Genomic DNA, 26,485 nt, shown 5'->3' on the forward strand with positions numbered 1-26,485 from the left:
CATCAAAATAGCTGAGCTGGCGGTACGGTTTTGGATAGGAGGATAAGACAGAGATGAAATCGACTGTAATGAAAAAAACGATGTATTTTTTCGCGTTGCCGGCGCTAATCTTTTATTTAACATTCTGGATCTTTCCGATCACTAAGCTGTTTCAATACAGCATCACTGACTTTAACGGGTACGCCCAAACCTTTAATTATATCGGCTTTGATAACTACAAAGACTTGTTTAGCGGAGGTACACTGGGCAATTCGATCAAGAATACTCTCATTTATACGGTTGTCAGCGTAGTGGGGGGCAATCTAATCGGGCTTGGACTGGCGCTGCTGCTGAACATGAAGATTCGAGGCAAGGGCTTTTACCGCTCCATCTCCTACATTCCGACTCTATTCAGTGCGATTGTGGTCGGCTTCATCTGGAGTTATGTTTATATGCCGGACAGCGGGATGATTGCAACGTTCTTGACCAAGCTCGGGATTGCGAATGATAATTTGAATTTTCTCGGCAGCTATTCTACGGCGCTGTATTCTATTATTTTCGTAGAAATCTGGAAGAACGTCGGAACAACGATGATTATCTTTCTTGCAGGTCTTCAGACTGTTCCGAGTGAATTGCTCGAGGCTGGTAGAATTGATGGCTGTAGCGCCTGGAAGCTATTACGATTTGTGAAGCTCCCACTGCTCGCCACATCCATTACGATTAATACAACGCTAAGTTTAATTAATGGTCTGAAAGCCTTCGATTTTCCGTTTATTATGACTAATGGAGGTCCTGGAACTTCTACTAACACCCTGATTTATTCAATTTACAAAATGGCGTTTACGGAGCAAATGTTCGGCAAGGCCTCGGCGCTCGGGATTATTTCGTTTATGCTGATTATCGCTATTACAGCGGTTTCCGTCCTGATGATGAACAGAAAAGAGGTGTCAGCATGAGCAATGGAACAGCAGCAGGCAATCTTCAGCAGCAGCATAAGCCTATCCGGAACGTGCGGAAGCCTGTTATAACCGGGTCAATTCTCAAAAAAATACTTGTTCAGCTCATCGTTATCTTGATTATGGTACTGAATCTGATTCCGCTTGTGATTGTGCTGTCCACCTCACTGAGATCACCGGACAACAACACAAACCCGCTTGATTTGTTCAATGAGATATCATTTACGAGCTACCGGACAGCCTTCGAACGGATGCATTTTGGTTCCGCCCTACTAAATAGTGTGGTGCTGACAGCGATTTCCGTTCTTCTAGTTGTGATCTTCGCGGCTATGGCTTCCTATCCGATGGCCCGAATCAGAAGCAGATGGAGCCAGTTTCTGTATCTGTTCTTCCTTGCCGGACTAGTCGTACCTGGACAGATGGTTCTGATCCCAATCGTGCAAATGATCAACAGTTTGGGGATTCCAAGCACGCAGTATACGCCAATCCTGATGTTCGTTACCTGCAGCCTGCCATTTTCAACGTTTCTATACACCGGATTTATTCGTAGCGGCGTCCCGGAGGAGGTAGAAGAAGCGGCACATATTGATGGAGCGGGACTTTTACGTCGGTTCTGGACAGTAGTGTTTCCGCTGCTGATTCCTGTAACGGTTTCGGTTATCATCACGCAAGGCATCTGGATTTGGAATGACTATTTTTTCAATATGACGTTTATTTCCAAGTCCTCGCAGTCACCCCTGCCGCTAGCCATGCTTGGCTTTATGGGTGACCAGCAGAATCCAACCCAGTGGAACGTCCTATTCGCAGCTTGTATGCTGTGTGCGCTTCCGCTACTGATTGCCTTCTCGTTTCTGCAGAAGTACTTCGTAGGCGGACTTACGGTGGGTTCCGTGAAAGGCTAACCTTCAGAAACTGCATCTTGTGATCTCTCATCGACGACTCTTTAAATGTCTGAGAAGGGCAGCCGCAACAAGACTGTCATCAGTTAAATGCGAGAGACTTGTCCAAAAAAATAAAAAGGAGCAATCACATGAGCAGTGGAATGAAAATGATTTCTCTCAAAAAAATAGCAGTGGTCAGCCTGATTTTGGCGCTTATCGCCTCCATGATATCAACGGTATCACCGAACCAAGCGAGTGCGGCAGATCCTGAACCGATTGAGTTTGCTAGAGGCGCTTCTAACATGCCGATTTTTGATGGGGTGCCGAGTCATCTGGACGCTTTTGTGGATTTAATTTTAGCAGAGATGAGCATTGAGGATTTGGCGTATTACGCGGATCAAAAGAGTGCCGGCACAGCCCGTACAATCGCGGCAGGTTATACTTTGCCGGGAACGGCAGCCGGTGGAGTAGACCGTGTTATGGGGGTAAGTACAGATATGCCTTCCATGCTCGCTTTGGGGCAAAGCTGGAATAAGGAGCTAGTCAGCCAAGTGGGAACGGTCATGGGGAATGAGCGGCGGGGTGAAGTTGCTTTGGCTAATCCTAACACTCTGATGTTCTCTGCCGTATCTGATTTACGGACGAATCCGCTTAGCGGCAGATTTGAAGAGGGCTACGCGGAGGACCCCGTCCTTGCCGGTACGATGATCAATTCCATGGCTAAGGGAATTACCGGTTACGGGGAGGTTGGCAATGAGGATGGCTTCTGGTTAAAAGCTCAGTTGGGGACGAAGCATTATACCAACTATTTGGCGCAATGGTTCAGAGCGAGCGGTCAATTTTATGCAAGTGCTCGGGCGCTTAATGAATACCAAATGAAAAGCTTCCTATATCCATTGCAAGCCGGTGTAGTCCAAAGCATTATGACCACCTATGGGCGTACGAACGGAATTCCTAACCATATCTCACCGAATATTATTCGTGCATCGAATGCAAATCCGTACAGTATGTTGCCGGTAGGTGATTTTATAGCCGCCGATCGCGCGATGACCGCCGGCTTCAACAATGGTTATCAGAATTATACGGATGCGGATGGTGCGGCAGCGCTCTTGCTGCTTAGCGGGAATCATGCGAACACGACAAGCTCCACCCGCACGAATATTTTGAGTGCTGTAAACAATGGGACTTTCGGTGTGACGCGTGTGGAGCTGGAGCACAGTGTCCGCGGTCAAATCGAGATGTGGGTGCGTACCGGATACTTTAATGAGAAAAACCCGGATGGTTCTCCAAAAAGTTATCCCTTCTCGGATTTAGCCAGCGATCGCAGTCCACAAAACTATTCGTTAAGCCAGAGCCAGAATGTTGCGCTTGACGCTTCGCGGGAAAGTATCGTTCTGCTGAAGAATGACAACAACTTGCTGCCGTTGTCTAAATCCAGCAATGTAGCTGTTACAGGGCTTTTAGCAGATACCCGGTTTAAAGCAACTTACTCCGTCTCTAAAACACCGGTATTGCCTGGGGCTGGGCTGTCCCCGCTTGGAGCTATTCGAGAAACGATTGGTAGTGACCAAGTCACCTTTGGTACAGGAGCTCCCGTAATAGCGTTTGATTCAGTCTCGAATCATCAAACGGTTACGGCTTCCACCTATACGAACGGAGCTCAGCTTACTGCGAATTACATCGCGCCAGATATGACAACCGTAACAGATAGTGTCTATAGCTATAACGCCGCCGGAAAAGCCTATACGGCATCCCAAGCTTTTGAGGCTTACGCATGGGGCCAAGGCGGTTACAGTTACTTGTCACTTGCCAATGGAAAATGGCTGAAGGATGTAACGAACGGCAGCAGTCGTACTGTGCAAAACAGCGATGGCACCAAGCTTAATCTTGTGGAAAATCCATTCTCTAATGTAGCAGATGCCAGTACGCTTCCGGGTCGCTTCCGTCATGAAGCCAATAGCGACGGGACCGTTTCCTTAATCTCGGGCACGTATTCGGAAAGCTTCGGAGGCGGCTTTGAAACCGCCTACTATACTGCTGGCCGTTTTGTTACCGTGAATGGATCGGATGGACTTGATCTATCGTCGGCGACGCTGACCAATCAAGCAGGCGCTGCGGCACGAACTGACAATCAGAAGTTTCAAGAGATTGTCTTGAAGGAAGCGGGCGCTGATGCGAGCGCTTGGGCCTCCGGCAACGACTACGCTGTAGTTGTCGTCGGTGCACCGGCCAGACACAGCGCAGGCGAAGGCGCCGACAGATCGGATCTTAACCTGGGAGAAGATCAGTATAAGATTGTGTCTCAAGTGGCGCAGGCTTTTCCGAAAAAGACAGTTGTTATTGTTAAATCGAATGCGCCGGTGAATATAGAAGCCATTCAAAACAATGAGAATGTAGCTGCCATTATGTATCAGCCATATGCAGGTCAATACGACAGCAAGGCAATTGCGGATGTGTTGTTCGGTGATTATGCACCTACGGGCCGCTTGTCTTCGACATGGTATGCCGGCATGGAAGCTTTGCCGGTTCTTGATAAATATTCATTGCCCGAAGGGGTAACAACTCCGGTGACTTTGGGGGAACTCGACCCGCGGTTTACAGTGGACATGACAAACGGTGATCCGCTTGAGAGTAAGCTGACCTACATGTATACGGATGCCCAAGTAACGTATCCATTCGGTTACGGGTTGGGATACAGCAGCTTCGAATTTTCGAACTTAAGCGTGCCGTCTAATGTTAGCGGCAAGGAGCCTTTTGCCATCAACGTAGATGTGGAGAATGCGGGAGCCGTTAATACTTCGGAGGTGGTTCAGCTGTACATCAAAAACAATACCTCCAAGTACGGTGATCATACACCTAAGAAACAGCTGGTTTCCTATGAAAAAGTGTACATTCCGGCCGGAGAGACAAAGATTGTTCAGCTTACAGTGAACCCATCTGATTTCGCCGTGTGGGACGTCAACCGTAATGACTACGTGAATGAAACGGGGAGCTACACTCTGATGGTAGGCAAATCGTCTAGTGATCTTCCTATATCCGCTGCGCTCTCCTACAATGATGAGAGAATTGCGAAGCTTGATGCGGTCAATGCGCCTGCCAACATTTTCGACCACGCCTTTGCATCTAAAGATGTGGTTTATAGAGAAGTCTCCAAGCTTCGTACAGCAGAAGGGCTTAAGGCAAAAGAAGCAGAGAACGGATATTATGCCGTCATGTCTAAGAACAGCAACTCCTGGGTAGCACTTAATCAAGTTCGTTTATCCGGTGTAACTGGCATTACCTTGCGTGGGGCTTCTACGAATGCAAGTTCAGTAGTTGAGGTTAGAGCAGATTCTCCAACGGGAACCCGTTTGGCTGTCGTTACATTTGACGCGACTGCGCCAGCAGTCCGTGAGGTGCCGGGCAGCACCTTTAAAGTGACCGAGTTGGATTATACGGATGTAACGGGGGAGTTGTTGACGACACTCTCCGGTACGCATGATTTATACCTAGTCTTTAAAAATCCAGATATTCGAGTGGATATCATCCAGTTGTCCGGCGCTGCACCAGGTAGTTTAAATCCGACAGCCCTGGCTGGGAACCAGCAAGCTACTATAAGCTGGTCAACTGCCGCCAATGCTGAAAGCTATAATGTTTACCTTAAAAAAGGGGAAGTTTACACACCAGTTACTGAGCATATGACTTGGAAGGATAACGGTCTTGGCGCGGTCATTACAAATTTGATCAATGGCCAATCTTATACGTTCGCCGTATCAGCAAGTAATCTGTTAGGCGAAGGAGTTAAGTCGGACATATCGGTTACACCGACAAACGGTAGCAGCGGTGGCAGTGACGGCGGGACGATCAATCCGGGCACCCCTGCAACGCCAACACCAATACCAACTAGTAGCCCATCAGCGTCGGAGACCCCAAGCTCTGGAAATCCGCAGCCGGGAACACCGGGACAGTCGGCAACATCTTTCCGGGATATCCCTAGCCGATATGACTGGGCAAGGCAGGCCATCGATAAGCTTGCAGCAGAAGGCATTATTAAAGGTACAGGTGATGGTTTGTTCTCACCGGGAGGTAAAATCAAGCGGGCGGACTTTATTGTGATGGCAGTTCGAGCTTTCAAGCTCAGCTCGGATTCAACAGATCAGTTCGCCGACGTCAAGCCAAGCGCTTATTATGCCGAGGCGTTGTCCATCGCCAAAGCTCTTGGAATTGCTAAGGGTGGTGCGGACGGAAGCTTTAATCCGAATGCCGAAATAAGCCGACAGGACATGATGGTTCTGATTGCAAGGGTGCTGAAGGCTGCTGGGAAGCTTCCCGAAGAAGGTTCAGCGGCAGATCTGAAAGGATTCAGAGATAATTCGAAAGTATCTAGTTATGCGGTAAGCAGCATTGCTTCATTGGTCAAGGCAGGTATCGTTAAAGGTGACGGGTTAAATTTGAACCCGGGTGGAACAGCGAGCCGGGCCGAAGCAGCAGTGCTAATCTACAATACCTACACAAAATGATCTAACGGATGTAGATGTAGATGGATAAGGTAGGCAGACAAAGACCTGCGGGAGATGCTTCTCCCGTGGGTCTTTTGTTGTTGATAGTGTTCATTCAGTCTGTCAGTTAGGAGTTTTAGCTTGTATCTTAATGATCTTCTTTGCAGACCTTGTTATGTGTTGTGATTCGCTCGCCTGCCCTACCTTTTTAATGAATAAAGAGAGCAGTAAACCGACTATGCAGGCAGATACCCACGATTACGATGTAGGCATCATTGATGCCTTGTATAGAGGCCTCCATTAGCCTATGCTCCTGCGTTACATTACCTGTAGCGTTTGCTGCCATACTCTGTATATGCGCAGCAGTACTGTTCGTCATTATGCTTACAAGTAGAGAAGTGCCTACTGCTCCAGCCACTTGTTTAACGGTATTAGAAATCGCTGTACTATGCGCATTAAGCTTGGCTGGTAATTGATTTAAACCTGCAGTTTGTATAGGCATGAGGATCATCGCCATTCCGATTCGTCGACCGGTTGACATCAGGATCATAAAGAGATAACCAGTTGAGTCCGTTAGGGTAGTAGCAACAAGTCAGACTCCATAGCTGTATATCCGCGAGCATTCTGAAGATAGAGAGGAAGTAATATCATATCTGCATACATGGCAATCGTGACTGCAACATTAATTACGGTCGTTAAGGAGAACATGCTGTACTTGAAGGCACCCCATACCAAACATAGCGCTGGAGCTTATGGCATTGGCTGGGTCCTCTATCGCAAGCAGCGTGTATTGAGTCACCACAATGGAAACCATTGCGTCTGTAAAGCTGAACATTTTCAGTGAGGTTACAATAGGTCCTTTCAGATGCCGTTTACCTATAAATCCGCTAATAGCAAAACCAAGCTTGGAGAAAGCGATAGTTGCTACTAAATAAGCAAGGGAACCACTGTATAAGATAACATCGCCTACAAAATACATTCTCAGGCAGACTAACAAATATGAGAGTCCTAGAAGACAAAGGAAGGTACCACTTCGCTTGTAAACAAAATGCTCCATACAATGCCTTTCTTTAGGATCTTCGATACTCTTGGCTACCGTATATTTATAAAGGGCTTGAGCTTTTGCCGCGCACAGAAGTAAGTAATATACCGCGATAATGATGAACCATCCAGAAAGGAGATACACACCAAGAATCAGCTTACCGATGCCAAATAACGCATTGATGATCAGTGATGGAACGTTTAATATGGCAGCCCGGTCTTGATAATCCACCAAGTAGCGATCAAGTAATTGCTTAATGCTTATCTCCTCCTTTCGTGTTATGAACGGTTTCGGATATCAGCAGGTAGTGCTACTTTGCTAGTAAGGCATTAGCCTTTTCGCACACATCGTAGATGTTGTCATATTTCTGATCGATCAGTGGGGCTACCTTGTTCGTTTTTTTCTTACTAATACTGCAATAAACCAAATACGGAATGATCCAGCCTGTAAAGGCAGGAATGGCTAGTGTTATAGAAAGAGGTAGCATGTCAGCCATATAAGCAAATACTGAGCCGGCCATAAATGCTGTGCCAATAACACCAATGATATAAGCAACTACTGAAGCACGGATGACTTTAGATTGCTCGAGTGCATAGATTTCCGAAGCATAAGCATCAAACTGACGCTGCAGACGAGTTAGCTCGACTTTGTTGTGAATTTTTCGATCTCGCTTGAACTTCATGGTTACGGAATTTATATTGTGAACAGAGTTCGAAGTTCCCTCCAGTGCCCAGCCAAAATTGTAATATCCATCGGCATATATCGACTCCAGACTACGCTTTATCGTAATATCCTTGTACTCGTAGCCGATAAAGTTATTTTCGTTTCTCGTGATCTCACTCATGATTATTTCTCCCTTGTATTTATATTTGATGAACCCTGTTAACGCTTGACTTAACCCATTCTAGGGTTGATATATTTATGATTTGCTTACGAAATGTTTATAAAATATTAATTGAAGCTTCTTTATTGGATATGAAAAAAGCAGCCCGAATTCAATTTCGAATTCAGGCTGCTTTATGAAGAGGACACTTTAATCCAAGAGACGAAGTACTTAATTCCCTGCTTTTAATTTAACGGTGAATGTCGTTCCGATATTGGGTTCACTCTGAACGGAGATAACCCCGCCCAACAGTTCAATGACTCGCAGTGAAAGAGTAAGGCCCAGACCGTTGCCCTCCGCAGAGTGCGAAGTATCTCCCTGATAGAATTTATCGAAAATATGCCGTAGCGTTGCTTCATCCATACCGCACCCGTTATCTGTGACCATGACCGTAATAGTATCTTCATCTGAAGTCTGTGTTAAGGTGATGGTTCCACCGGGTGCTGTGAATTTCAGAGCATTGGAGATGAGATTAAGCCAAACTATTTCCAGCATACCTTCATCCGCGTGAATGATCGCACGATCCTCAATATCTGCTACAAAGGTGATGTTTTTTTCTTCCCAAGATTTTTCAAAAGTAAGAGCGCAGTCGCATAGCTGTCTGCATAAATCATAAGGATCGGCAATTTGATTAATCTCCTGATTTTCTAATTTGTTTAGCTTCAGAATATTGATCACCAGCGTTGATAATTTCTGAGAGGCCGTAATGATGGTGTCCGTGTAGTCCTTCCGGAGTTCTTTAGGTAAATCATCTTTTTGCAGTGCCATGGCATAACTTTGAATAACAGCCAGAGGCGTTTTGATCTCGTGAGATACGTTGGAGATGAAATCATTCTTGAGCGTTTCAATGCTGCCGAGTTCCTCCACCATTCTGTTGAAATCCTCGAACATGACATCTACATAATCTTTCTTGTCGGCTCTGTGTACAGGTTCTAGATAGATTGAGAAGTCACCTTCTGCTACTTGTTTTGCTGCCATACTGAGTTTTTTCATGGGCTTATCAAATGCGTTGTACTTCTGACGTGCAGTAATAAGACAGAAAATGAAGGTGACAATGATCCAATATCCCACCATGCCGAAAATAAACTCCGTTGGAACATTCTCTGACGGGACGTAGGCGTTGTATATCATGGATTGTCCTGCGGTCAGCGTCATCAGTACCAAATAAGTCCATACAAATTCCTTCCATGAAAAATGCTGTGACTTGATTCTCGCGTCTTGATTCTGTTCTTTCCTCATGTCAACACAGCCTTGTAGCCAAGCCCATGTACCGTCACAATCTTGAAATTCTCACAGCAAGAAAATTTGTCCCTAAGCTTGGTAATATATACATCGACTGCACGCAAGCTAGTCTCGGAGTCTATACCCCAAAATTCGTTCATTAGCTGGGCACGGGAAAAGGTAAAGTTGGGATAGGAAAGCAGCTTATAGAGGATGTTGAATTCTCGCACCGTCACAGGGATTTCTTTAGCGTTCAGCGTTGTAGTTACAGCATCGGCGTCCATCTCGAGACCTCCTACCACGAGTTTTTTGTCATGGGCAATATTGGCCCGTCGCAGTAGTGCCTCTACACGCAGTATCATTTCGTCCATATTGATGGGCTTGACCATGTAATCGTCAATGCCTGCGCGAAACCCTTTTTGTTTCGAGGAAAAATCATCCCGGGCGGTTATAAAAAGAATAGGGATAGTCTTGTTAATCCCTCTCACCGTTTCTGCAAATTCAAAGCCATCAATCTCCGGCATCATAATGTCTGAAATGATAAGATCGTATAGATTGTTATACATCAAATCGTATGCCTCACGCGGGTTGAAACAACCTCTGGCGTCGTATGAGTTATTACTCAGATATGTACAATAAATTTGATTGAGCTTAATATCATCCTCTACAACAAGAATATTGACCATAGGGATCTTCCTTTCTAAGACGAATGAACTCATTATAATCGCTATATGTTAAAAAAATGTTTGAAAACTGTGTGAAAATATAACATTTTGGACACTGGCTATCGATCCTTTAATTGTTGTTGTATGGAAGAGATCATTAATGAAGCTGTAGCTGAGAGACTAAGCAGGGGCTGTACAATTTCCCACGTACATGCACTTCTAGGCATCTACCCACATACAATAAGATGACCATGAACCCGTAAGGCTAACAGATCGGTTTCATTGTACAAGTGCGGGAGGTGTCGCCAAGTTGCCTGGATTCTTAAGTACGATCGCGTTGCTAATCAAAGAACTGACGTTGCTGGTATCCTACGTAAGGAACAACGCATTTCCACAGCCGCTCTCGGAGCAGGAGGAAAGCAAATACTTAGGCATGATGGCTGAAGGGGATGCTAAAGCCCGAAATTTGCTTATCGAGCACAATTTGAGACTTGTCGCCCATATAGTTAAGACGTTGTGAACAAACTCCGAGGTCAACATATTGTGTTTCAGAAGCGGTTATTGATAAAGCGAACGGGGAGATATGGGGAAAAGACGCTGATTAAGTTACAATGAGGGGCTTAATCATAGGTTAAGTAGAAAGCGTGTTTCCATCTTATTGGGAACACGCTTTCTGTGTTGCTACCTAGTAAAGCGATAAGTCGGCTGATTAAACCATCCATTGCGATCTCGGGGGATACTCAGTTGCAGATATCCATACTCCGAATGTAGCTTACGAGTATAAGCACCGTTACGAGAATTACCTGAATTTCCGCCCCGACGGTCATAATTTTCATAGTCTTGAAATGCGGTTAATTCCGTTTCTATTAAGTGTTCAATTCATAGCCAATTCTAAATGTTTACAGAAAATCTCAGTCGCATCCTGTTTTGTGAGTAGAGCTTGGACTAAATGTGTTGTAAAATGATTCATAGATAAGATCCCTCGTTGAATTGTTGTGTAGTAACTCAATTTCACAAGAAAAAAGTCTTTCTTTTTATTTACCAAAATATAATACGCTCTCAATTAACAAATTAAAACTTTTTAATAAGAATGATTGGGGGAAGCTTTAGTGGGATTAGTAACATTAGATAATATTGTCGAAGGGCTAAAAGCGATCCCTACTTCAAAGTATTGCAAACCTAATGAGTTAGCTGCCCTTTTTTTTCAGGCAAAGTCAGAATACTTATTAAGAGACAAGCTAGATCTATATTTTATAGATCAATTCAAAGAGAACAACCTGATTTCTTTACGTGAATGGAAAACCTGGGGTCCTTGGGGCCTAAAACTTGAACATACAGCAATGTACCTCTTAACTAATGGTTGGGAAGGAGATGTGGAAACTGTAGAAAAAACGTTAGAAAGTATGTCAAATAAAAAATGGGAGAAGCTAATAAATGAAAATAAGATTCCTGAAGAGTTGCGTAGATTTACGTGGATGAAAAAGGGGACAGCTGGAATTGATCTTGCCTTATTTCGAAACTACTCAGAAGAAGAGAGAAAGAACGGGGAGGGATATCCTTTCAAACTAGAGAGTTTAATTGAATTTAAGTGTGAAGTATTACACCAATTAAACCCTAAATTAATAGATAATCCAAAGTATATTGAGAAAGACCTTGAACGGATGAAAACCATTAGTATGAAAACCGAATGTTCATACTTTCAAATCTTATGTCTCATCGATTTCCCTAATGGTGTTGCTCCCATTTATTATCCTCTAAATACTCATTTTGAAAACAATTATCGTAACAGAAATAAGTATAGTGTTGATAAAATGACTAGAAAATTAAAAGATAAATATAAGGACTTTTACAAAGTTACTTATATTCCAAAAGTTGAAGTTGGAGAGTATTTAGGTACGAAAATAGAGCTGCACTATTGGATTGTTTCTCAATAGTGCTTTTTTTCTACTATTAAGTCGATTGCTCTCTACCAAGTATAAGTGTAAAAGACGGGTGAGTTTGTGACATAGACTTGAGTGAAAAAGATTTTATAGAGAATCTGAGTTTATTCGGTTCGTGAATGTATTTTTTATATCTATCACTTTTAATCAAGGGAATCTTGTTAAAAGGAGTTATAAACGAATGGAACGCTCGATTTGATACAAGCACATGAATACCATAACGTAAGGTTTAGATATGATGAATGATGTTATGATAAGACAGTAAAGACCCAGATATATATAATGAATATAAAAAGTCGAAAAGCACCCATAGTGGTGCTTTTTGTTCCATATGCAGGGAATTTAATGAGCGGGAAAGAATAGTCTTTATAATACTTACACTTTAGTATGTTAGCTTAGGAGAGTGGACATGAAAAGTAATAAAGGCAAAGGGATTTCACTATTTGGTGTATTAGTAGTAATAACTTTGGGCATTGTCTTTGGAACCAATGGTATTAAGTCATCAGAAACAGAAGTAAACTCTACTCTCGTAAAGAGTAGTAAAGATGGAATCCCGCTATTTACTCCAGACACGTTGCAAAATGAAATGGAATACAATTTCAGTGAAACAACTTGGTATCCTCTGATTAATTACTACTTAATATCGGATGAGGAGAAGACAATAAAGATTATAATTAACAAAGCTAAAAAGGAAGTGGCCAAAGAAACAGCTCAATCCATTTCAGGCGCTGTGGCGAGCCTTACTTATAACGAAGGACGTACAAACTATTTTGTCTATAAAGTGGTAGATAACAACAATCAAGTCGTTTATACCTTTGATCGTCTGAATCAAAATGCAGAGAAAATGACAGCAAAGTTGAAAGAAATATACAAGCAAGCCGACGGCATAATTCTTGATATAAAACCGCGTGATAACAGCTGGAGTCAGATTGACGTCACAGTTTCCGATTCTTGGTACAACTCTCAAGAACTTCAGAAAGAGCGATTTGTTAAATCGTACGGAACTTTAATTTCGCAGGTGATATTGGAGTCAATATATGTTATCACGGGTGAGGAAAGAGTATTTGTTTATTTCATAGATGAATTTGGTGCAAGGTTAGCATCACCGAGCCTTCTAGAAGGCTGGAAGCTAGAGAGATAATAAGGTCTGTTAGGTGATATTGTTTGTTAAGAGGAAACTTTAATTACTATATTAACCAGAAGATATATAGTATTATTTAAACATCTGCTTTTGTAAAATAGATAATTAGACCTATAGTATCAACGAGAAAGATGAAATACATGGAGGTTAACATGAGTACCCTTACCCAACAGCAACTTGAATCCCATCTGTGGGAGTCCGCCAATATCTTGCGCGGAAGTATTGATTCATCCGATTACAAAAACTATATCTTTGGCATGTTATTTCTGAAGCGGCTGAATGATGTATTTGTGGAAGTGGCCGAAAAAATCGAGCGTGAAGAAGGCGAAACCTATGGCTGGACAGACCGTGACGAGCACCAGTTTTTTGTACCTGAGCGTGCACGTTGGTCTTATTTGTCTACCGTTACAAGCAATGTAGGTGAAGCCATAAATGTTGCTTTTGAAAGCCTGGAAGAAGAAAACACGAAGCTGCAAGGTGTTCTTGCCAGCATCGACTTTAACGATAAAGAAAAGCTTCCTGATAAGCTGATTTTGCGACTGATCCAGCATTTTGGTACCATCAACCTGCGTAATGACAATCTGACAGAGCCTGATATGTTAGGACGTGCCTACGAATATCTGATCAAGCAGTTTGCCGATGATGCTGGGAAAAAGGGCGGAGAATTTTATACGCCAAGTAAAGTGGTTGAACTGATCGTCAATCTGATCAAGCCTGAAGAAGGCATGCGTATCTGCGATCCAACGGCAGGGTCTGGGGGTATGTTGATTCAGTCTGTGGACTATATCAAAACAAAGGGCGGCAACCCACGTAACTTGACGCTGCACGGCCAAGAACGAAACCTCAATACTTGGGCTATCTGTAAAATGAATTTGCTACTGCACGGACTGAGCGACCATCGCATTGAAAGAGGCGACACCATCCGTGATCCGAAGCTGACGGAAGACAGCGAACTGATTCTGTATGATCGTGTTATTGCCAATCCACCATTTTCCTTAAGTAATTGGGGACGTGAAGAAGCGGAAGCTGATTCCTATGGACGTTTCCGTTTTGGTATTCCTCCGAAAGATAAAGGGGATTTGGCGTTTGTTCAGCACATGGCGGCTACGCTTAATCATCATGGTAAAGCTGGAGTTGTGATGCCGCACGGCATTCTGTTTCGTGGTGGAGCCGAAGGCCAAATTCGAAAGGGGCTGCTTGAAGGTCTGCAAGGTGAAGAAGGACTGATCGAAGCAGTGATCGGTTTGCCATCCAATCTCTTTTACGGAACGGGAATTCCTGCTTGTATCGTGATTCTGAATCGGAATAAGGAAGAGCACAAGAAGGGTAACGTACTGTTTATTAACGGGGCGCAGGATTACCAGGAAGGCAAGAATCAGAATGTGCTTCGTGATCAGGATATTGAGAAGATTGTTTCGGCTTACGATGCTTGGCAGGATATTGAAAAATATGCGCGGGTGGTTAGTCTTGATGAGATTAAGCAAAACGACTATAACCTGAACATTGCTCGTTATATTGATTCTGCTGAGGAGGAAGAAGAGATCGACGTGGAAGAAGCGATTGCGGCACTTCGGCAGCTGGAGCAAGAGCGAGAAGAGATTGAAGCGAAGATGTATGGGTTTTTGAAGGAGTTGGGGTATGGTGCGTGAGTCTTTTTGGATAAATAAAAAAATTGGCGATGTTGCGGAGTTAAGAAAAGGTGTCTTTGATCCAAAGATAAATGAGAGTAAGGTATATGTTGGTCTAGAACATATTGAACAAAATTCAGGTAAATTACTTGGCGTAGGCCGTTCAGAAGATACAACCAGTGTTAAGGCTTGTTTTGAACCAGGAGATATTCTGTTCGGGAAGTTACGCCCATATCTTCGCAAGTTTTGGCTTGCAGATATCTCTGGTGTATGCGTTACAGAGATTTTACCGATTATGGCAAAAGAATGTATCAATAATAAGTTTTTGTTCTATCTTCTACAACAAAATAATTTTATAGATTATTTAGACCAAAAATCGTATGGCACAAAAATGCCTAGGACTTCATGGAAAGAAATTTCTGAGTATTCAATACAACTTCCACCAGCTAATGAACAACAAAAAATCGCTGAAATCCTCTCATCTGTCGACGAAGCCATTGAAAAGACAGAAATGATTATCAAGCAAACGGAAACGGTAAAGAAAGGCTTAATGCAGCAGTTGCTGACAAAGGGAATTGGGCATACGGAGTTTAAGGAGACTGAAATCGGAAAAATTCCCATGGATTGGGCTATTCAATGCGTGGCGGAGTTAACCTTAGAGCATAAACAGGGGTATTATACCAAAGAGAAATATGTGGTCAATAAAACTGGAACTCGATTGATCAGGATTACGGATTTGAAAAATCCAACAATTCTTTATGACGATATGCCTCATTTAAATATTGATGATCATACTTACCAACAGTTTAAAGTAGAACAAAATGATTTCTTGTTTGCTAGAAGCGGAGCTAGTATCGGACGTTATGGTATTGTAGAAGAAAATGATCCAAAAGCTATATTCGCTTCATACTTAATAAGGTTTAGGTTTAATCCAAAATTAATACTGAACCGATACTTCGGCTACTTTTATGAGTCTGAGGCGTGCTGGAAACAAATAAAATCCATAATACAAGGCAGTTCTAATCCTAATATCAATGCAAACAATATTAAGAGTTTAAAAATAGCTGTTCCCACAATTGAGGAGCAAGTTAAGATTATTAATGTTTTGGAGTCAACAGATTCTAAAATTGGTATAGAAAAGAAAAAACTAATTAAATTAAGAAATTTAAAGCAGAGCCTTATGGGTTATCTTTTGACAGGCAAAGTCCGCGTCAATATCGACCAACTTGAAGAGGTGCTGTCATGAGCATAAATGAATGGAACGAAAAACAGCTGGTCGAGAACCGTCTGATTCAGCAACTTGAGGATATGGGCTATGTGCATCTGCATGGCCCTTCTCTGGATGCTGAGCGTGAGACTGGACGTGAAGTAGTACTGACTCAGCGGCTAACCAAAGCGATCAGGACTCTGAATCCCTGGCTTTCGGATAACAACCTGAGTAAAATTGTCCGCTCTATTAAGCATGCGGAAGCAGCAAGCTTGATGGAAGCCAATGAAAAAATCCATGATATGCTGGTGAACTACATTTCCATCCAGCAGGACCTTGGCAAAGGAAAGAAAGGCCAGACTGTAAGATTAATCGACTTTGATAACCCATCTAACAATGAATTCCTAGTTGTTGATCAATTCACAATCACTGGTGGGGAAAAACCGATTCGTCCTGACTTGATACTGTTCGTGAACGGACTGCCGCTTGTGGTAATTGAATGTAAGAGCCCGATGGTCTCCATCGATGAACAGATCGGTAAAGCTGTCAAGCAAATGCTTCGTTACCAAAAGGGTTATGAGCATCTATTTCACTATAACCAGATCTTGATCGCTACAAGTAATGACCGTGCTAAAGTGGGAACGATTGGGGCACAAGTGCAGCACTTTGGAGAATGGAAAGATCCGTACCCTTTAACCAGTCCTGAAGTTGGAATCAACCCCACGCCTCAGGATATTCTTGTTGCTGGTATGTTGTCCAAAACGAACCTGCTGGATCTCATCCAGAACTTTATTGTCTTCGAACCTGAAGGCGGCCGTGTCATCAAGAAGCTGGCTCGCTATCAGCAATTTCGCGCCGTACATAAAGCAGCAACCCGTATCCTGACGTCACATGATCCAAGAGATCGCGGTGGCGTTGTATGGCATACCCAAGGCAGTGGGAAATCACTCACCATGTTATACCTAGCGGTCAAGCTGAGACGAATCGAAGCGTTAAGTAACCCGACTATTATCATAGTTACGGATCGTAAAGATTTGGATAATCAGATAACGAATACATTCCGACGCTGCGGGTTTGCTAATCCTCAGCAGGCTGAAGGCGTGCGCGATCTGAAAAAATTGCTTCAACAGGGACCAGGCTCCACCATTATGACATTGGTTCAGAAGTTTCAAACGGACAAAGACCAGGACAAATTCCCTGTGCTCTCTACTGCTTCAAACATAATTGTTATGATTGATGAATCTCATCGCTCGCAGTATAAAGGCCTTGCCATGAATATGCGCACCGCTCTCCCGAATGCTTGCTACCTAGGTTTTACAGGTACGCCAATTGACAAAGAAGATAAAAGCACAACCCGCACATTTGGTTCCTATATCGACAAATACACGATTGAGCAGGCGGTGGATGACGGGGCAACGGTTCCTATCTTTTACGAAGCGCGCTTGTCGCATCTGCACGTGGAAGGGGAAACGCTAGATCAACTCTTTGACCGCAAATTCCGTGAATACGACGAAGAGACCAGGGAACGGATTAAGAAGAAGTATGCTGACGAAGAAGCCATTATAGCAAGCCCGAAACGGATTGAGCAGATTGTACTGGACATTATCAAACATTTTGAAGAGCATATTCAACCGAACGGTTTTAAAGCTCAGATTGTAGCGATCTCAAGAGACGCGGCAGTGACCTATAAGCAGAAAATGGATGAACTCAGTGATCTGGAGTCAGCGGTCATCTATTCATCCAGTAACGATGATGACGACAGAAAGAAAGAATATGCAATCTCCAAAGATGAAGAAAAGCTGCTGATTGAACGTTTCAAGAAGCCGCTGGATGAAGACAAGCTATCATTCCTGATTGTATGCGATAAGCTTCTGACAGGTTTTGACGCACCAATTGAGCAGGTCATGTATCTGGATAAGCCGCTTAAGGAGCACAACTTGTTGCAAGCGATTGCCCGCACTAACCGCACATACGATGGTAAAACTTATGGCCTCATCGTGGATTACTTTGGCGTATCCAGCTTTCTGGAAAAGGCGCTTGATATTTTCAGCAAGGATGACATTCAAGGAGCACTTATGCCAATTGGCAGTGAACTTCCTAGATTACAGAGCCGTCATCGCGCAGCAATGAGATATTTTGACTATATCCGCAAAGACGATCTGGAGAGCTGCATTCAAATCCTGGAACCCGAAGATGTACGGAGTGAATTTGAACATGCTTTCAAGCTATTTGCGAAGAGTATGGACATGATTTTGCCTAACCCGATTGCTCAGCCGTATGTGAGCGACCTGGCCTTTCTCGGTAAAGTAAGACAAGCTGCCAAGTCCCGATATAAAGTGGAAGATATGGATATCAGTGACCTGGGGGAAAAGGTCAGACAACTGATCGCTGACCATTTGCGGGCTTCAAAAGTGGAAATTCTGCATGATCCCATTGATATCTTATCCAGTAAGTTTGAACAGCATTTAAACCAGTTCCAAGGTGAAGCCAAAGCTTCCGAGATGGAGCATGCCATTCGTCATGAAATTCGGGTAAAGCTGGATGAAAACCCTGTACTGTATACTTCACTGAAGAAGAAGCTGGAAGAGCTGATCGAAGCGCGGAAGCTGAAGCAGATGGATATCTTTGAAATGATGGAGAAGATGCAGGAGATTATGGGCGAGATGCGGGATGTAGCCAAGCAGGGGGAGCATCTTGGGCTTACCCGAGAGCAATACCCATTCTTTTTGATGCTGGAAAAGCAGCTTCCTGAAGAGGATAATAAAGAGGCGCTTAAAGCCTTAACCGAAGTCATCACGGAAAAAATCCAAGAGCTCTCTGTAATTGAATGGACGCAGAAGGATGATGTGAAACGGGAAATGCGTCAGCAGACCAAGCGTCAATTGCGGGTATTTAAATGTCCAGAGGATAAGCTCGAATCATTGACCATTCAGCTCGTCAATCTAGCAGGAATTCATTATCGGAAATGATAAGGGGTTATATATAGTTATGCATGTGAATTCATACGATACGCAGTCATTAATCACTATTAACAAGTGGAAAAACCCACCAAAGGGCTGGCTGATGCAAAAATTCGATAAAGTTAAAGCCCCTCTTAATAGTGCCTCTGATTTTATTATGGATAATGCGGTAGGCGAAGCGGTTAACAAATCTTTAATGGGAATAATCTCTACTTTAAATGATGGAGCTGCTTGGTCAGTACAAACTGAAATAATTTTAAAAGAGTATCGTGAAAAGGGATGTGTAGTAAATAAGCATTCAGATATTCATAATCTCTCATTGAAAACTTGTGATAAAGTGGTTGGATATTTAGGAGCCAAATATAAATCAATTGCTTTAGCAGAAGGAGGAGGTGCTGGATTACTAGGTGCTCCAGGAATGCTCGTGGATATTCCTGCTTTATTTGCATTAAATCTGCGTGCCGTTGCGGAATACGCTACTTATTATGGGTTTGATGTTGATGAACAGCATGAACGAGAGTACATTATTAATGTACTAATGTATACTTCATCTCCATCTTTAGTGGCAAAGCAAACAACATTGGCTGAGTTGTCAAGGATTGCTGTAATGGTTTCCAAAAACAAAACATGGGAACAGATTAACAAGAGCGTTTTAGCACAAGGTATTGTAAAGGCAGGCGAGTCAATTGGAATGAACATTACAAAAGACAAACTTGGTCAGGCGATACCTGTTGTGGGAGCTCTTATTGGAGCAGGATATAATGCGTATTTTACCAACTCAGTTTGTGAAGCTGCTTATAACCTTTACAGAGAAAGATTCTTAGCTGTGAAATACGGGGAAGAAATATATAGGTTTCAACATAATACTACAAAGTAAGAAGAGGTCCATTTACTCTAAGCCACTCTTTCCGCTCTTCGTAGTCAGGCATAACCGATCTCAGGCAGCACCAGAATGCCTCAGAGTGGTCAGGAACTTTTAGGTGAGTCATCTCATGAACAACTACATAATCCACAATCCGCAGGGGAGCCATCATGATACGCCAGTTGATCAGGAGCTCTCCTTTTTGCGTACAGCTGCCCCACCGCTTCTCTTGGTCTTTCAGGAGCAGAGAAGTAGGGGTTAGGCCCATTAGTTTACTGTATTGTTTAATACGTTCTTGAATTTTCAATGTGCCGTAGGCTTTGTACCAGTCAATACAGAGGTGTTTAAGTTCCTCCGCTTGCTGTGCTTGGTTGTAATGAATAGGAATATTTGCACTGAATTTCCCGTTTTTAAATTGAAGAGTAGCTGAGCGTATTGGCTGCTTTGTAACTTTCAGTCGATATGCTCTCCCCAGGTAACGAATTTTTTCACCGCTTAGAAATTCATGATGCGAAACCTGTTCTTCAATCTCACGGAATCCAAACTGCTTTTTTAAGATCCAAGGCGCTTTAATATAAATGATTTGATCAATTTGAGCTTGCTCTAAGAAGTCAGGAGCAATAACTCGGACTCCCTCATACATATCTACAGAGATGGAGACTTCTTTTTTGTCTGGCTTACGTATTAGAGTATATTCAATGGTAGTAGTACCGTAAGTCATTTGATGATGCATTTCTAACGCTCCTTTAGATTTGTCGAACTTTTATGATTTGTATAAAAGTATAGACCAAACTTTTGTCCGATGGCAAGCAGTTGCGCACGATGCCGTTATTCTATAACCAAGAGAAATGAGAGAAGGAGTGAATAGTTTGAAGATAAAGAACAAAAGTGGGATCAGTATTTCCACTTTTGAAGAGTGGGAACTAAAAGCTCTACCTATAAAAAAAGATTTACACTGGCAGAAAGGAAGAAGCGCTTATGAACTTGCCCGTTCTTGGCTGGAAAGCGGACAACCTCAAATGCCAATTGCTTTAACTGAACTACTGCATAGTCATATGGAACTACGAGGATTTGAAGCAGAGTGGGCTGTTCCTGAATTTGAAACAAAGCTGGATCACTTTAGAGGAAACGGCAGAAACCATGATCTGATTATTGTAGGCACAGTTAACGCCAAACGGACATTAATTGCCATTGAAGCAAAAGCTGATGAATCCTTTGGTGATCTGGTGGAAGTTTATAGAACTAGGAGGATTAAGAATAACCCTAGATCCAAAGCTCCTGAGCGAATTTACCAACTCACACAGGCAATTCTGGGGGACAAAGATGCAGGGGGGTTACGCTATCAACTGATCCATGCTGTGGCTGGGACGGTTATCGAGGCACGGAAGCAGAATGTTTTACAAGCAGTATTTGTGATCTGTGAGTTTGTGCCATCGATTGGAAAGACAAAGAAGGCCATACAGAATGAAGTTGATTTTCAAGCTTTTATGACGCAATTAACAAACCATGAATTACCCAAAGCACAAGTGGCTGGACCAATAATGTTGCCTGGTGGTGGACTGGTTCCAGCTGATATGCCGCTATATATCGGAAAGATAGAGATTAATATTTAAGCAGTTTGTGCGTAGGTAACATTATTTTAATTCAAGGAAATGAATAATCTAGTTTACCTGCATGCAAAAATCACTTAGAGAACGCTTAGTAAGGCTGGGGACAAAAATGAATGATGTATCTTTTATTAGAGGAGCTTCGATCCGAAGGTCCATAAGAAAATTACTTTGTACCTTTCTCCACTAGATAGTTAGAGAGATACTCCTGTAGCGAAGTTAGTTCGCCTGCCCTCTTTAATTGTCTTAGCATTGAATCAACTCTAGCCTCGAAAGTATATGTAGACTTACAGCATTCACTTTTTGTTGTTAATGATCCCAAGGTAATAGGAAGTTTGGATTCACTCATTAAGAATAGATGAAAAAGATCAATTAATATGTTTACTTCACGTATTGATTTACCACATTTCTTACAACGTAGTATAAAGTACTGCTTGCTAGGTTGCGGAATGGGTTGGATTATTAGATTTATATCCATTTGAGTAAGACAGGCAGATGGAGAAGGATTACATCCTAATTCTTTAGCAATATCTTCCCATCGTGAATCATGTTTGCAATTATCGTTGTACAGCAGTGTAGCGATTATGTGAGATAATTCGTGTTTTATAACATCGACTATTTGAGATTTAGTATAACTTTTGCCATCAAGTAATTTTTTATTGAATGCAAGTCTATATATATGATACTGCGAGCCTTTTTTACCAATTTCACAGAGGCCAATCATGTCCATGTTATAAAATTCAATGGGTGGAAGTTTGGGTATATCAGATTCATTAGAAATTTTATAAACCAGTGCAATAAACTCTTCTTCGCTATATTTGCGATAATTCACTTTATTAAACGTTCTTTTGTTAAAACTTATAGAAACGTAGTGCATAAATTTCCTCCTACAGTCGTATATTGTTTTCAATAATTTACCATATAATTTTAAGATGAGAAAGGAGAAACATACTTGATAATAGAGTAAACGTGCTATACATAGTATATGTTTACTAAAGAACGTTTCTTTCTGTAGCTGTTGATGTATAATGAAATGGGAACACATGTTTCCGTCTAATAGGGAGTGTTCTTTTGGAAAGATATATTAGTAATATTAAGATTAAGGAAAATATGGTAGGCTCGACGTAGGTGGATAACTATGACGAGGTGATAAGCTCATGGAAGGCTTAATTCAACATATTCAATTTAATGAAATAAATTTAAAAGATACATTTTTTGATTCATTAAAGGATGATTATAGTGGATTCGAAGAATGGTTTAGTCGTAAATCAAAAGAAAAAGCATATGTTCTCTATAATGAAGGAAAAACTCTGGAAGCATTTTTGTATTTGAAAGTTGAGAATGGTCCCATTTTAGACGTATTACCTAATATTCAATATGGTAAGGTGTTAAAGATTGGTACACTAAAGATAAATCCGCATGGTACAAGATTAGGAGAACGTTTTCTTAAAAAGGCCATAGATTTAGCTATTGATACTAAAGTAGAATGTATCTACGTCACGGTATTTAAGAGACACGAACCACTGGTTGCCTTATTTAAAAAATATGGATTTGTTGATTACGGAAAAAAAGAAAACCATACGGGTGAAGAGCTTGTATTATTGAAATCGTTAAAGGCTATCCATAATGATCAACTGCTTGATTATCCACGTGTCAGTCAAAAAGGGAAGAAGAAATATTTACTGTCAATCTTTCCAGAGTTTCACACACGATTGTTTCCTGATTCTATTTTAAGAAATGAAAGTTTTAATGTAATTGAAGACGTTTCTCATACGAATAGTATTCATAAAGCATATATTAGTTTTGCACCCATTTCGAACTTGAATTCAGGAGATCTGATAGTAATATACCGAACGTCAGATAAAAAGGGTCCAGCGAAGTATCGTTCGGTTGCGACATCCATTTGTGTTGTGGAAGAAATGAAATCAAAAAGTGACTTTATTAGTAGCATTGATTTCATTGATTATTGTAAGAAGCACAGTATTTTTACTACTGAAGAATTAAAAGGATTTTATGAAGAACATAAAAGAATAAATGTAATAAAAATGACCTATAACATTGCATTACGCAAAAGGCTTACGCGAGAACGATTAATAGATGAAGTGGGGATAGATCCAAACGAACGTTGGACGTTTATTAACTTAACAGAAACACAATTTGAGTCAATAATTATGGCAGGTGATATACATGAGAGTCTTATTGTCGATTAAGCCTGAATTTGTAGAAAAAATATTCAATGGAGAAAAAAAATATGAATATCGTAAATTAGTATTTAAAAATAAAGATATAGATACAATCGTTGTTTACTCTACAATGCCTGAAGGGAAAATTGTTGGGGAATTTAAGATTGAAGGGATATTACAGGATAAACCTGATCAAATTTGGTCAAAAACCAAAAAACATTCTGGAATTTCTCGGATTTTTTTTGATAAGTATTTTGAGAATCATAATAATGGATATGCTATAAAAATTGGGAAAGTAACACAATATGAAATACCTATTGATCCAAGGTTTGATAATAAATTGTTTAAAGCTCCTCAATCGTTCTGTTATATTGAATGAAAGAGATATTTTTATCTGTTAGTTGAAACCACTACTTATTTATTGAAAATAAAGACCTTATGGGTAAGGACAACAACGATGCCTTATTACAAGGAATCATAACTCAATAAGATAATTATCGTTTTGAAAAATTCTATTCTATATCAATAAACCAACTAAGTTATCGTCTAATATTCAGCTTCACATTAGGAATAATCACATTAAATCAGTCGTTTCATATAACCAAATTTTTTGTTTGGACTTTTATATTCTGATACTGGTGCTATATCAAGTTCCTCTGAGTAAAATTAGTATAATCTACTTAATTTATTTAGGAGGTGTGTAATGTTATTCGACTTACTAAACAAAATGAGAATAGCTCAATTACCAGAAAGCAGGAAACTTAATATTCAACAGAAAAAGTTTCAAAATATATTAGAATTCGCTCAAGCAGTTTTAGAACATAGTAGGAGTAAAAATATATATAAACAATATTCTTCCAAAGGTAATGAGCATCCAATTCTGGATGTTGTACGGTTAGTCGGAAAGACTACCCAAACAAAATATCTAACTTCCTTAATTTATTGTAATGATGAATCTGAATTGCCAGGCATTTCTTCTGGGCAGCTATTTTTTGACCAATCAATCCCTATAACTAATGACGGTAAAAGAGCATATCAGTTGATGAAGGAGGAAAAAAGTACAAAGGAAATACAATTACATAAAGATTTAATCTTGCCTTGGCCATGGAAAAGAGAGAGGTTGATTAATGCAATAAGTTATATAGGGGATAAAAGAGTACGCGGTGGATGGAAACAAGACTTTGATAATCATTATACCGACTTATGGTTGCCTATTGGAGTAACCTGGGTAAATGGAGGAAACCATTCAATCGCATCTGGAATAATACAAGGGGGTGGTACGATAAAACCAGAAAACACATTTAATATAAGTGAACTTTATAAACATATATTTACTGACGGTAAATATTATTTCAGAAAAATAGATAATACAGTAATAGCTCCAGTTGAGGATGTCGAATTTGCTGCTATCTTTGAAATAGGTCGTCTTATGATCATGAAGGGTATCTCTTTTTAACGAAAACTTTAACACACAAGAAAAAAGCTGCGACCTGACTTGGGTCGTAGCTTTTTTGCTGATTTCCATTATTATTAAACCAATTATCATTAGCTAATAATAGGTATGCCTTAACTAATTTCCATTTAACCCAAACTCAGGAACGTCCTACTCTGCTTCAAATCCTCCTAGTTCCATATGGCTATGCAGTAGTTCAGATAAAGCAATTTTGTTTGTATAGATTTTCGAACGCATAAACTTGTACGGGAACCATTGATTTAGGCAAAGTATGCAAAATTGAAAATTGGAATGATTTATAACGGCTTGGGTCGGTTTGTAACAAATTAATTAGTCTGGAATTCCCTCCATGAGGAATGTCTACGTAATTCCGCCAACGCCCTAATAGTCCGTGCTACCCACTAGCGGAGCCCACATACTGATTCCCTGTTTGTAGTATTTACGACGAGGTAAATGCCTGCAACAGATGAGAGCATCGTGTGCCAATGCGGTTAGCGTCGGGATTTTTAACGATTGTGCTTAATTCCTCATAAGTTAAAGTCGTTTCCATAAAACCTGGGAACTCTTTGATATACCCAAAAGGTAATATTTCTACTACTTGCTTTGATCGATCTTCATGTAGCCATTGATGCCAGCTTCTAATTGATGATCCCCAATCGATAACAAGACAAACAATCATATCAAGGAGTAAATCAATTTTACTGAACTCATAATGAAAGAGTGGTTCGTTTAAACTATCCATATAGGGATAACTAGGAGGAATAAAGGTTGTATTTGGGTCAAAATGTGAGACTTTTTTTATAAGCTCCTATAAATACTGGTTTTCTACCTTCCTCCCCTAAAAAGGATATAATATAATCGCATTCTCCAAATACATCCTCGCTTTGGAGGATTTGAAAAAAATCAAGTATGCCATTTTTATAAAGAAATTTAGTATCGTAATTTGGGTCCTGATGTCGTACTAACTTTATTTTTTTGTATCAAAACCTCGCATTTTCATGAGTTCCGTAATAACATCCCTTTTCGTCTATTTAGAGTGTAAACATATTTTCCATAAATATTCATTACCGATGTAGTGTACTCATTAAGTACATTTTAGTTAATGTTGATTTTTTTCGGAAAGAGGAAAGCGAAGATATTAGATGGAAAGTCTGTTTTATAATAGAAAGAATAATATTAATGGGATATAATGGGATGGAATGATTTCATGTAGGTCTAAATATCTATACAGGAGGGTTTAAATATGTCTAATTACGTGAAAGTAGATGTGGTTTGTCCATGTGGTAGATTATTGAGAACAGTAACGAGCAATTCAGAAAGCGGAAGTACTACTACTAGTAGCACTAAATGTTCATCATGTAAAAAAAATGTTTCAATTCAGGTTAGAGGTTCAAATGCA

The 26,485-nt window shown here is 41.1% G+C and carries 20 protein-coding genes and 3 pseudogenes; 14 read left to right on the forward strand and 9 right to left on the reverse strand.

Annotation, left to right across the window (positions count from 1 at the left end; genetic code table 11):
• Positions 1-53: 53 nt before the first annotated feature.
• The 3 genes from NSU15_RS07170 (at position 54) to NSU15_RS07180 (ending at position 6,315) form a co-directional block, all read left to right on the forward strand.
• A complete protein-coding gene (locus tag NSU15_RS07170) occupies positions 54-935 on the forward strand; it encodes a sugar ABC transporter permease (protein ID WP_339289749.1) in 882 nt (293 codons plus the stop codon).
• Positions 932-1,837, forward strand: a complete 906-nt coding sequence (locus tag NSU15_RS07175; protein ID WP_339289750.1) for a carbohydrate ABC transporter permease — start codon at positions 932-934, stop codon at positions 1,835-1,837. The genes NSU15_RS07170 and NSU15_RS07175 overlap by 4 nt, the downstream gene beginning before the upstream one ends.
• 128 nt (positions 1,838-1,965) lie before the next feature.
• On the forward strand, positions 1,966-6,315 hold the full coding sequence (locus tag NSU15_RS07180) for a glycoside hydrolase family 3 C-terminal domain-containing protein (protein WP_339289751.1): 4,350 nt from the start codon (positions 1,966-1,968) through the stop codon (positions 6,313-6,315).
• Between the two features lie 102 nt (positions 6,316-6,417).
• Here the strand turns inward: NSU15_RS07180 and NSU15_RS07185 are convergent.
• The 5 genes and pseudogenes from NSU15_RS07185 to NSU15_RS07205 form a co-directional block, all read right to left on the reverse strand.
• Positions 6,418-7,017: pseudogene (locus NSU15_RS07185) on the reverse strand (MFS transporter); the annotation flags it as partial.
• Positions 6,977-7,567, reverse strand: a complete 591-nt coding sequence (locus tag NSU15_RS07190) for a hypothetical protein (RefSeq protein ID WP_339289752.1) — start codon at positions 7,565-7,567, stop codon at positions 6,977-6,979. The pseudogene NSU15_RS07185 and the gene NSU15_RS07190, both read right to left, overlap by 41 nt.
• Before the next feature lie 79 nt (positions 7,568-7,646).
• Positions 7,647-8,180 (reverse strand): hypothetical protein, encoded by a 534-nt coding sequence (locus NSU15_RS07195; RefSeq protein WP_339289753.1) that lies wholly within the window; start codon positions 8,178-8,180, stop codon positions 7,647-7,649.
• A 210-nt stretch (positions 8,181-8,390) separates the two neighbouring features.
• The gene (locus NSU15_RS07200; protein ID WP_339289754.1) at positions 8,391-9,458 is read right to left on the reverse strand and encodes a HAMP domain-containing sensor histidine kinase; all 1,068 of its coding nucleotides are present in this window, start codon (positions 9,456-9,458) and stop codon (positions 8,391-8,393) included.
• On the reverse strand, positions 9,455-10,126 hold the full coding sequence (locus NSU15_RS07205) for a response regulator transcription factor (protein WP_339289755.1): 672 nt from the start codon (positions 10,124-10,126) through the stop codon (positions 9,455-9,457). Before NSU15_RS07205 ends, NSU15_RS07200 begins: the two co-directional genes overlap by 4 nt.
• A gap of 289 nt (positions 10,127-10,415) precedes the next feature.
• On the opposite strand from NSU15_RS07205, the pseudogene NSU15_RS07210 reads away from it, so the two are divergent.
• A pseudogene (locus NSU15_RS07210) lies at positions 10,416-10,616 on the forward strand (RNA polymerase subunit sigma-70); the annotation flags it as partial.
• Positions 10,617-10,804: 188 nt separating this feature from the next.
• Here the strand turns inward: NSU15_RS07210 and NSU15_RS07215 are convergent.
• Positions 10,805-11,075 (reverse strand): annotated as a pseudogene (locus NSU15_RS07215) (transposase); the annotation flags it as partial.
• A gap of 139 nt (positions 11,076-11,214) precedes the next feature.
• On the opposite strand from NSU15_RS07215, the gene NSU15_RS07220 reads away from it, so the two are divergent.
• The 6 genes from NSU15_RS07220 to NSU15_RS07245 all read left to right on the forward strand — a co-directional run bounded on the left by NSU15_RS07220 (position 11,215) and on the right by NSU15_RS07245 (position 19,858).
• Complete coding sequence (locus NSU15_RS07220) at positions 11,215-12,039, forward strand: hypothetical protein (protein ID WP_339289756.1); 825 nt, start codon at positions 11,215-11,217, stop codon at positions 12,037-12,039.
• A 415-nt stretch (positions 12,040-12,454) separates the two neighbouring features.
• Positions 12,455-13,186 carry a hypothetical protein gene (locus NSU15_RS07225; RefSeq protein ID WP_339289757.1) on the forward strand — a complete coding sequence of 244 codons (732 nt, stop codon included), beginning with the start codon at positions 12,455-12,457 and terminating at the stop codon, positions 13,184-13,186.
• A gap of 152 nt (positions 13,187-13,338) precedes the next feature.
• The gene (locus tag NSU15_RS07230) at positions 13,339-14,835 is read left to right on the forward strand and encodes a class I SAM-dependent DNA methyltransferase (protein WP_339289758.1); all 1,497 of its coding nucleotides are present in this window, start codon (positions 13,339-13,341) and stop codon (positions 14,833-14,835) included.
• A complete protein-coding gene (locus tag NSU15_RS07235; protein ID WP_339289759.1) occupies positions 14,825-16,060 on the forward strand; it encodes a restriction endonuclease subunit S in 1,236 nt (411 codons plus the stop codon). The genes NSU15_RS07230 and NSU15_RS07235 overlap by 11 nt, the downstream gene beginning before the upstream one ends.
• Positions 16,057-18,990, forward strand: a complete 2,934-nt coding sequence (locus tag NSU15_RS07240; protein WP_339289760.1) for a type I restriction endonuclease subunit R — start codon at positions 16,057-16,059, stop codon at positions 18,988-18,990. The genes NSU15_RS07235 and NSU15_RS07240 overlap by 4 nt, the downstream gene beginning before the upstream one ends.
• A 19-nt stretch (positions 18,991-19,009) precedes the next feature.
• Entirely contained in the window at positions 19,010-19,858 is an 849-nt protein-coding gene (locus tag NSU15_RS07245; RefSeq protein ID WP_339289761.1) for an EcsC family protein, read from the forward strand.
• Here NSU15_RS07245 and NSU15_RS07250 read toward each other — a convergent pair.
• Positions 19,848-20,576: a SprT family zinc-dependent metalloprotease gene (locus NSU15_RS07250; RefSeq protein WP_339289762.1), complete on the reverse strand. Its 729-nt coding sequence runs from the start codon at positions 20,574-20,576 to the stop codon at positions 19,848-19,850. The genes NSU15_RS07245 and NSU15_RS07250 overlap by 11 nt on opposite strands.
• A gap of 136 nt (positions 20,577-20,712) precedes the next feature.
• Here NSU15_RS07250 and NSU15_RS07255 point away from each other — a divergent pair, with 136 nt between their 5' ends.
• Positions 20,713-21,456 carry a hypothetical protein gene (locus tag NSU15_RS07255; protein WP_339289763.1) on the forward strand — a complete coding sequence of 248 codons (744 nt, stop codon included), beginning with the start codon at positions 20,713-20,715 and terminating at the stop codon, positions 21,454-21,456.
• 160 nt (positions 21,457-21,616) lie between these two features.
• Here the strand turns inward: NSU15_RS07255 and NSU15_RS07260 are convergent, their stop codons facing one another.
• Positions 21,617-22,327, reverse strand: coding sequence for a SprT-like domain-containing protein (locus NSU15_RS07260; RefSeq protein ID WP_339289764.1), 711 nt, complete (start codon positions 22,325-22,327; stop codon positions 21,617-21,619).
• Positions 22,328-22,607: 280 nt separating this feature from the next.
• Between NSU15_RS07260 and NSU15_RS07265 the strand changes: the two genes are divergently transcribed.
• The 3 genes from NSU15_RS07265 (at position 22,608) to NSU15_RS07275 (ending at position 25,089) form a co-directional block, all read left to right on the forward strand.
• Positions 22,608-23,660, forward strand: a complete 1,053-nt coding sequence (locus NSU15_RS07265; protein WP_339289765.1) for an N-acetyltransferase — start codon at positions 22,608-22,610, stop codon at positions 23,658-23,660.
• Positions 23,638-24,012, forward strand: coding sequence for an ASCH domain-containing protein (locus NSU15_RS07270; protein WP_339289766.1), 375 nt, complete (start codon positions 23,638-23,640; stop codon positions 24,010-24,012). The genes NSU15_RS07265 and NSU15_RS07270 overlap by 23 nt, the downstream gene beginning before the upstream one ends.
• A gap of 324 nt (positions 24,013-24,336) precedes the next feature.
• The gene (locus NSU15_RS07275) at positions 24,337-25,089 is read left to right on the forward strand and encodes a DUF6710 family protein (protein WP_339289767.1); all 753 of its coding nucleotides are present in this window, start codon (positions 24,337-24,339) and stop codon (positions 25,087-25,089) included.
• A 436-nt stretch (positions 25,090-25,525) separates the two neighbouring features.
• On the opposite strand, the gene NSU15_RS07280 is transcribed toward NSU15_RS07275, so the two are convergent.
• Positions 25,526-25,828 (reverse strand): hypothetical protein, encoded by a 303-nt coding sequence (locus NSU15_RS07280; protein ID WP_339289768.1) that lies wholly within the window; start codon positions 25,826-25,828, stop codon positions 25,526-25,528.
• Positions 25,829-26,485 lie beyond the last annotated feature (657 nt).

This window comes from Paenibacillus sp. FSL E2-0201 (assembly GCF_037963325.1).
GTDB lineage: Bacteria > Bacillota > Bacilli > Paenibacillales > Paenibacillaceae > Paenibacillus_AQ.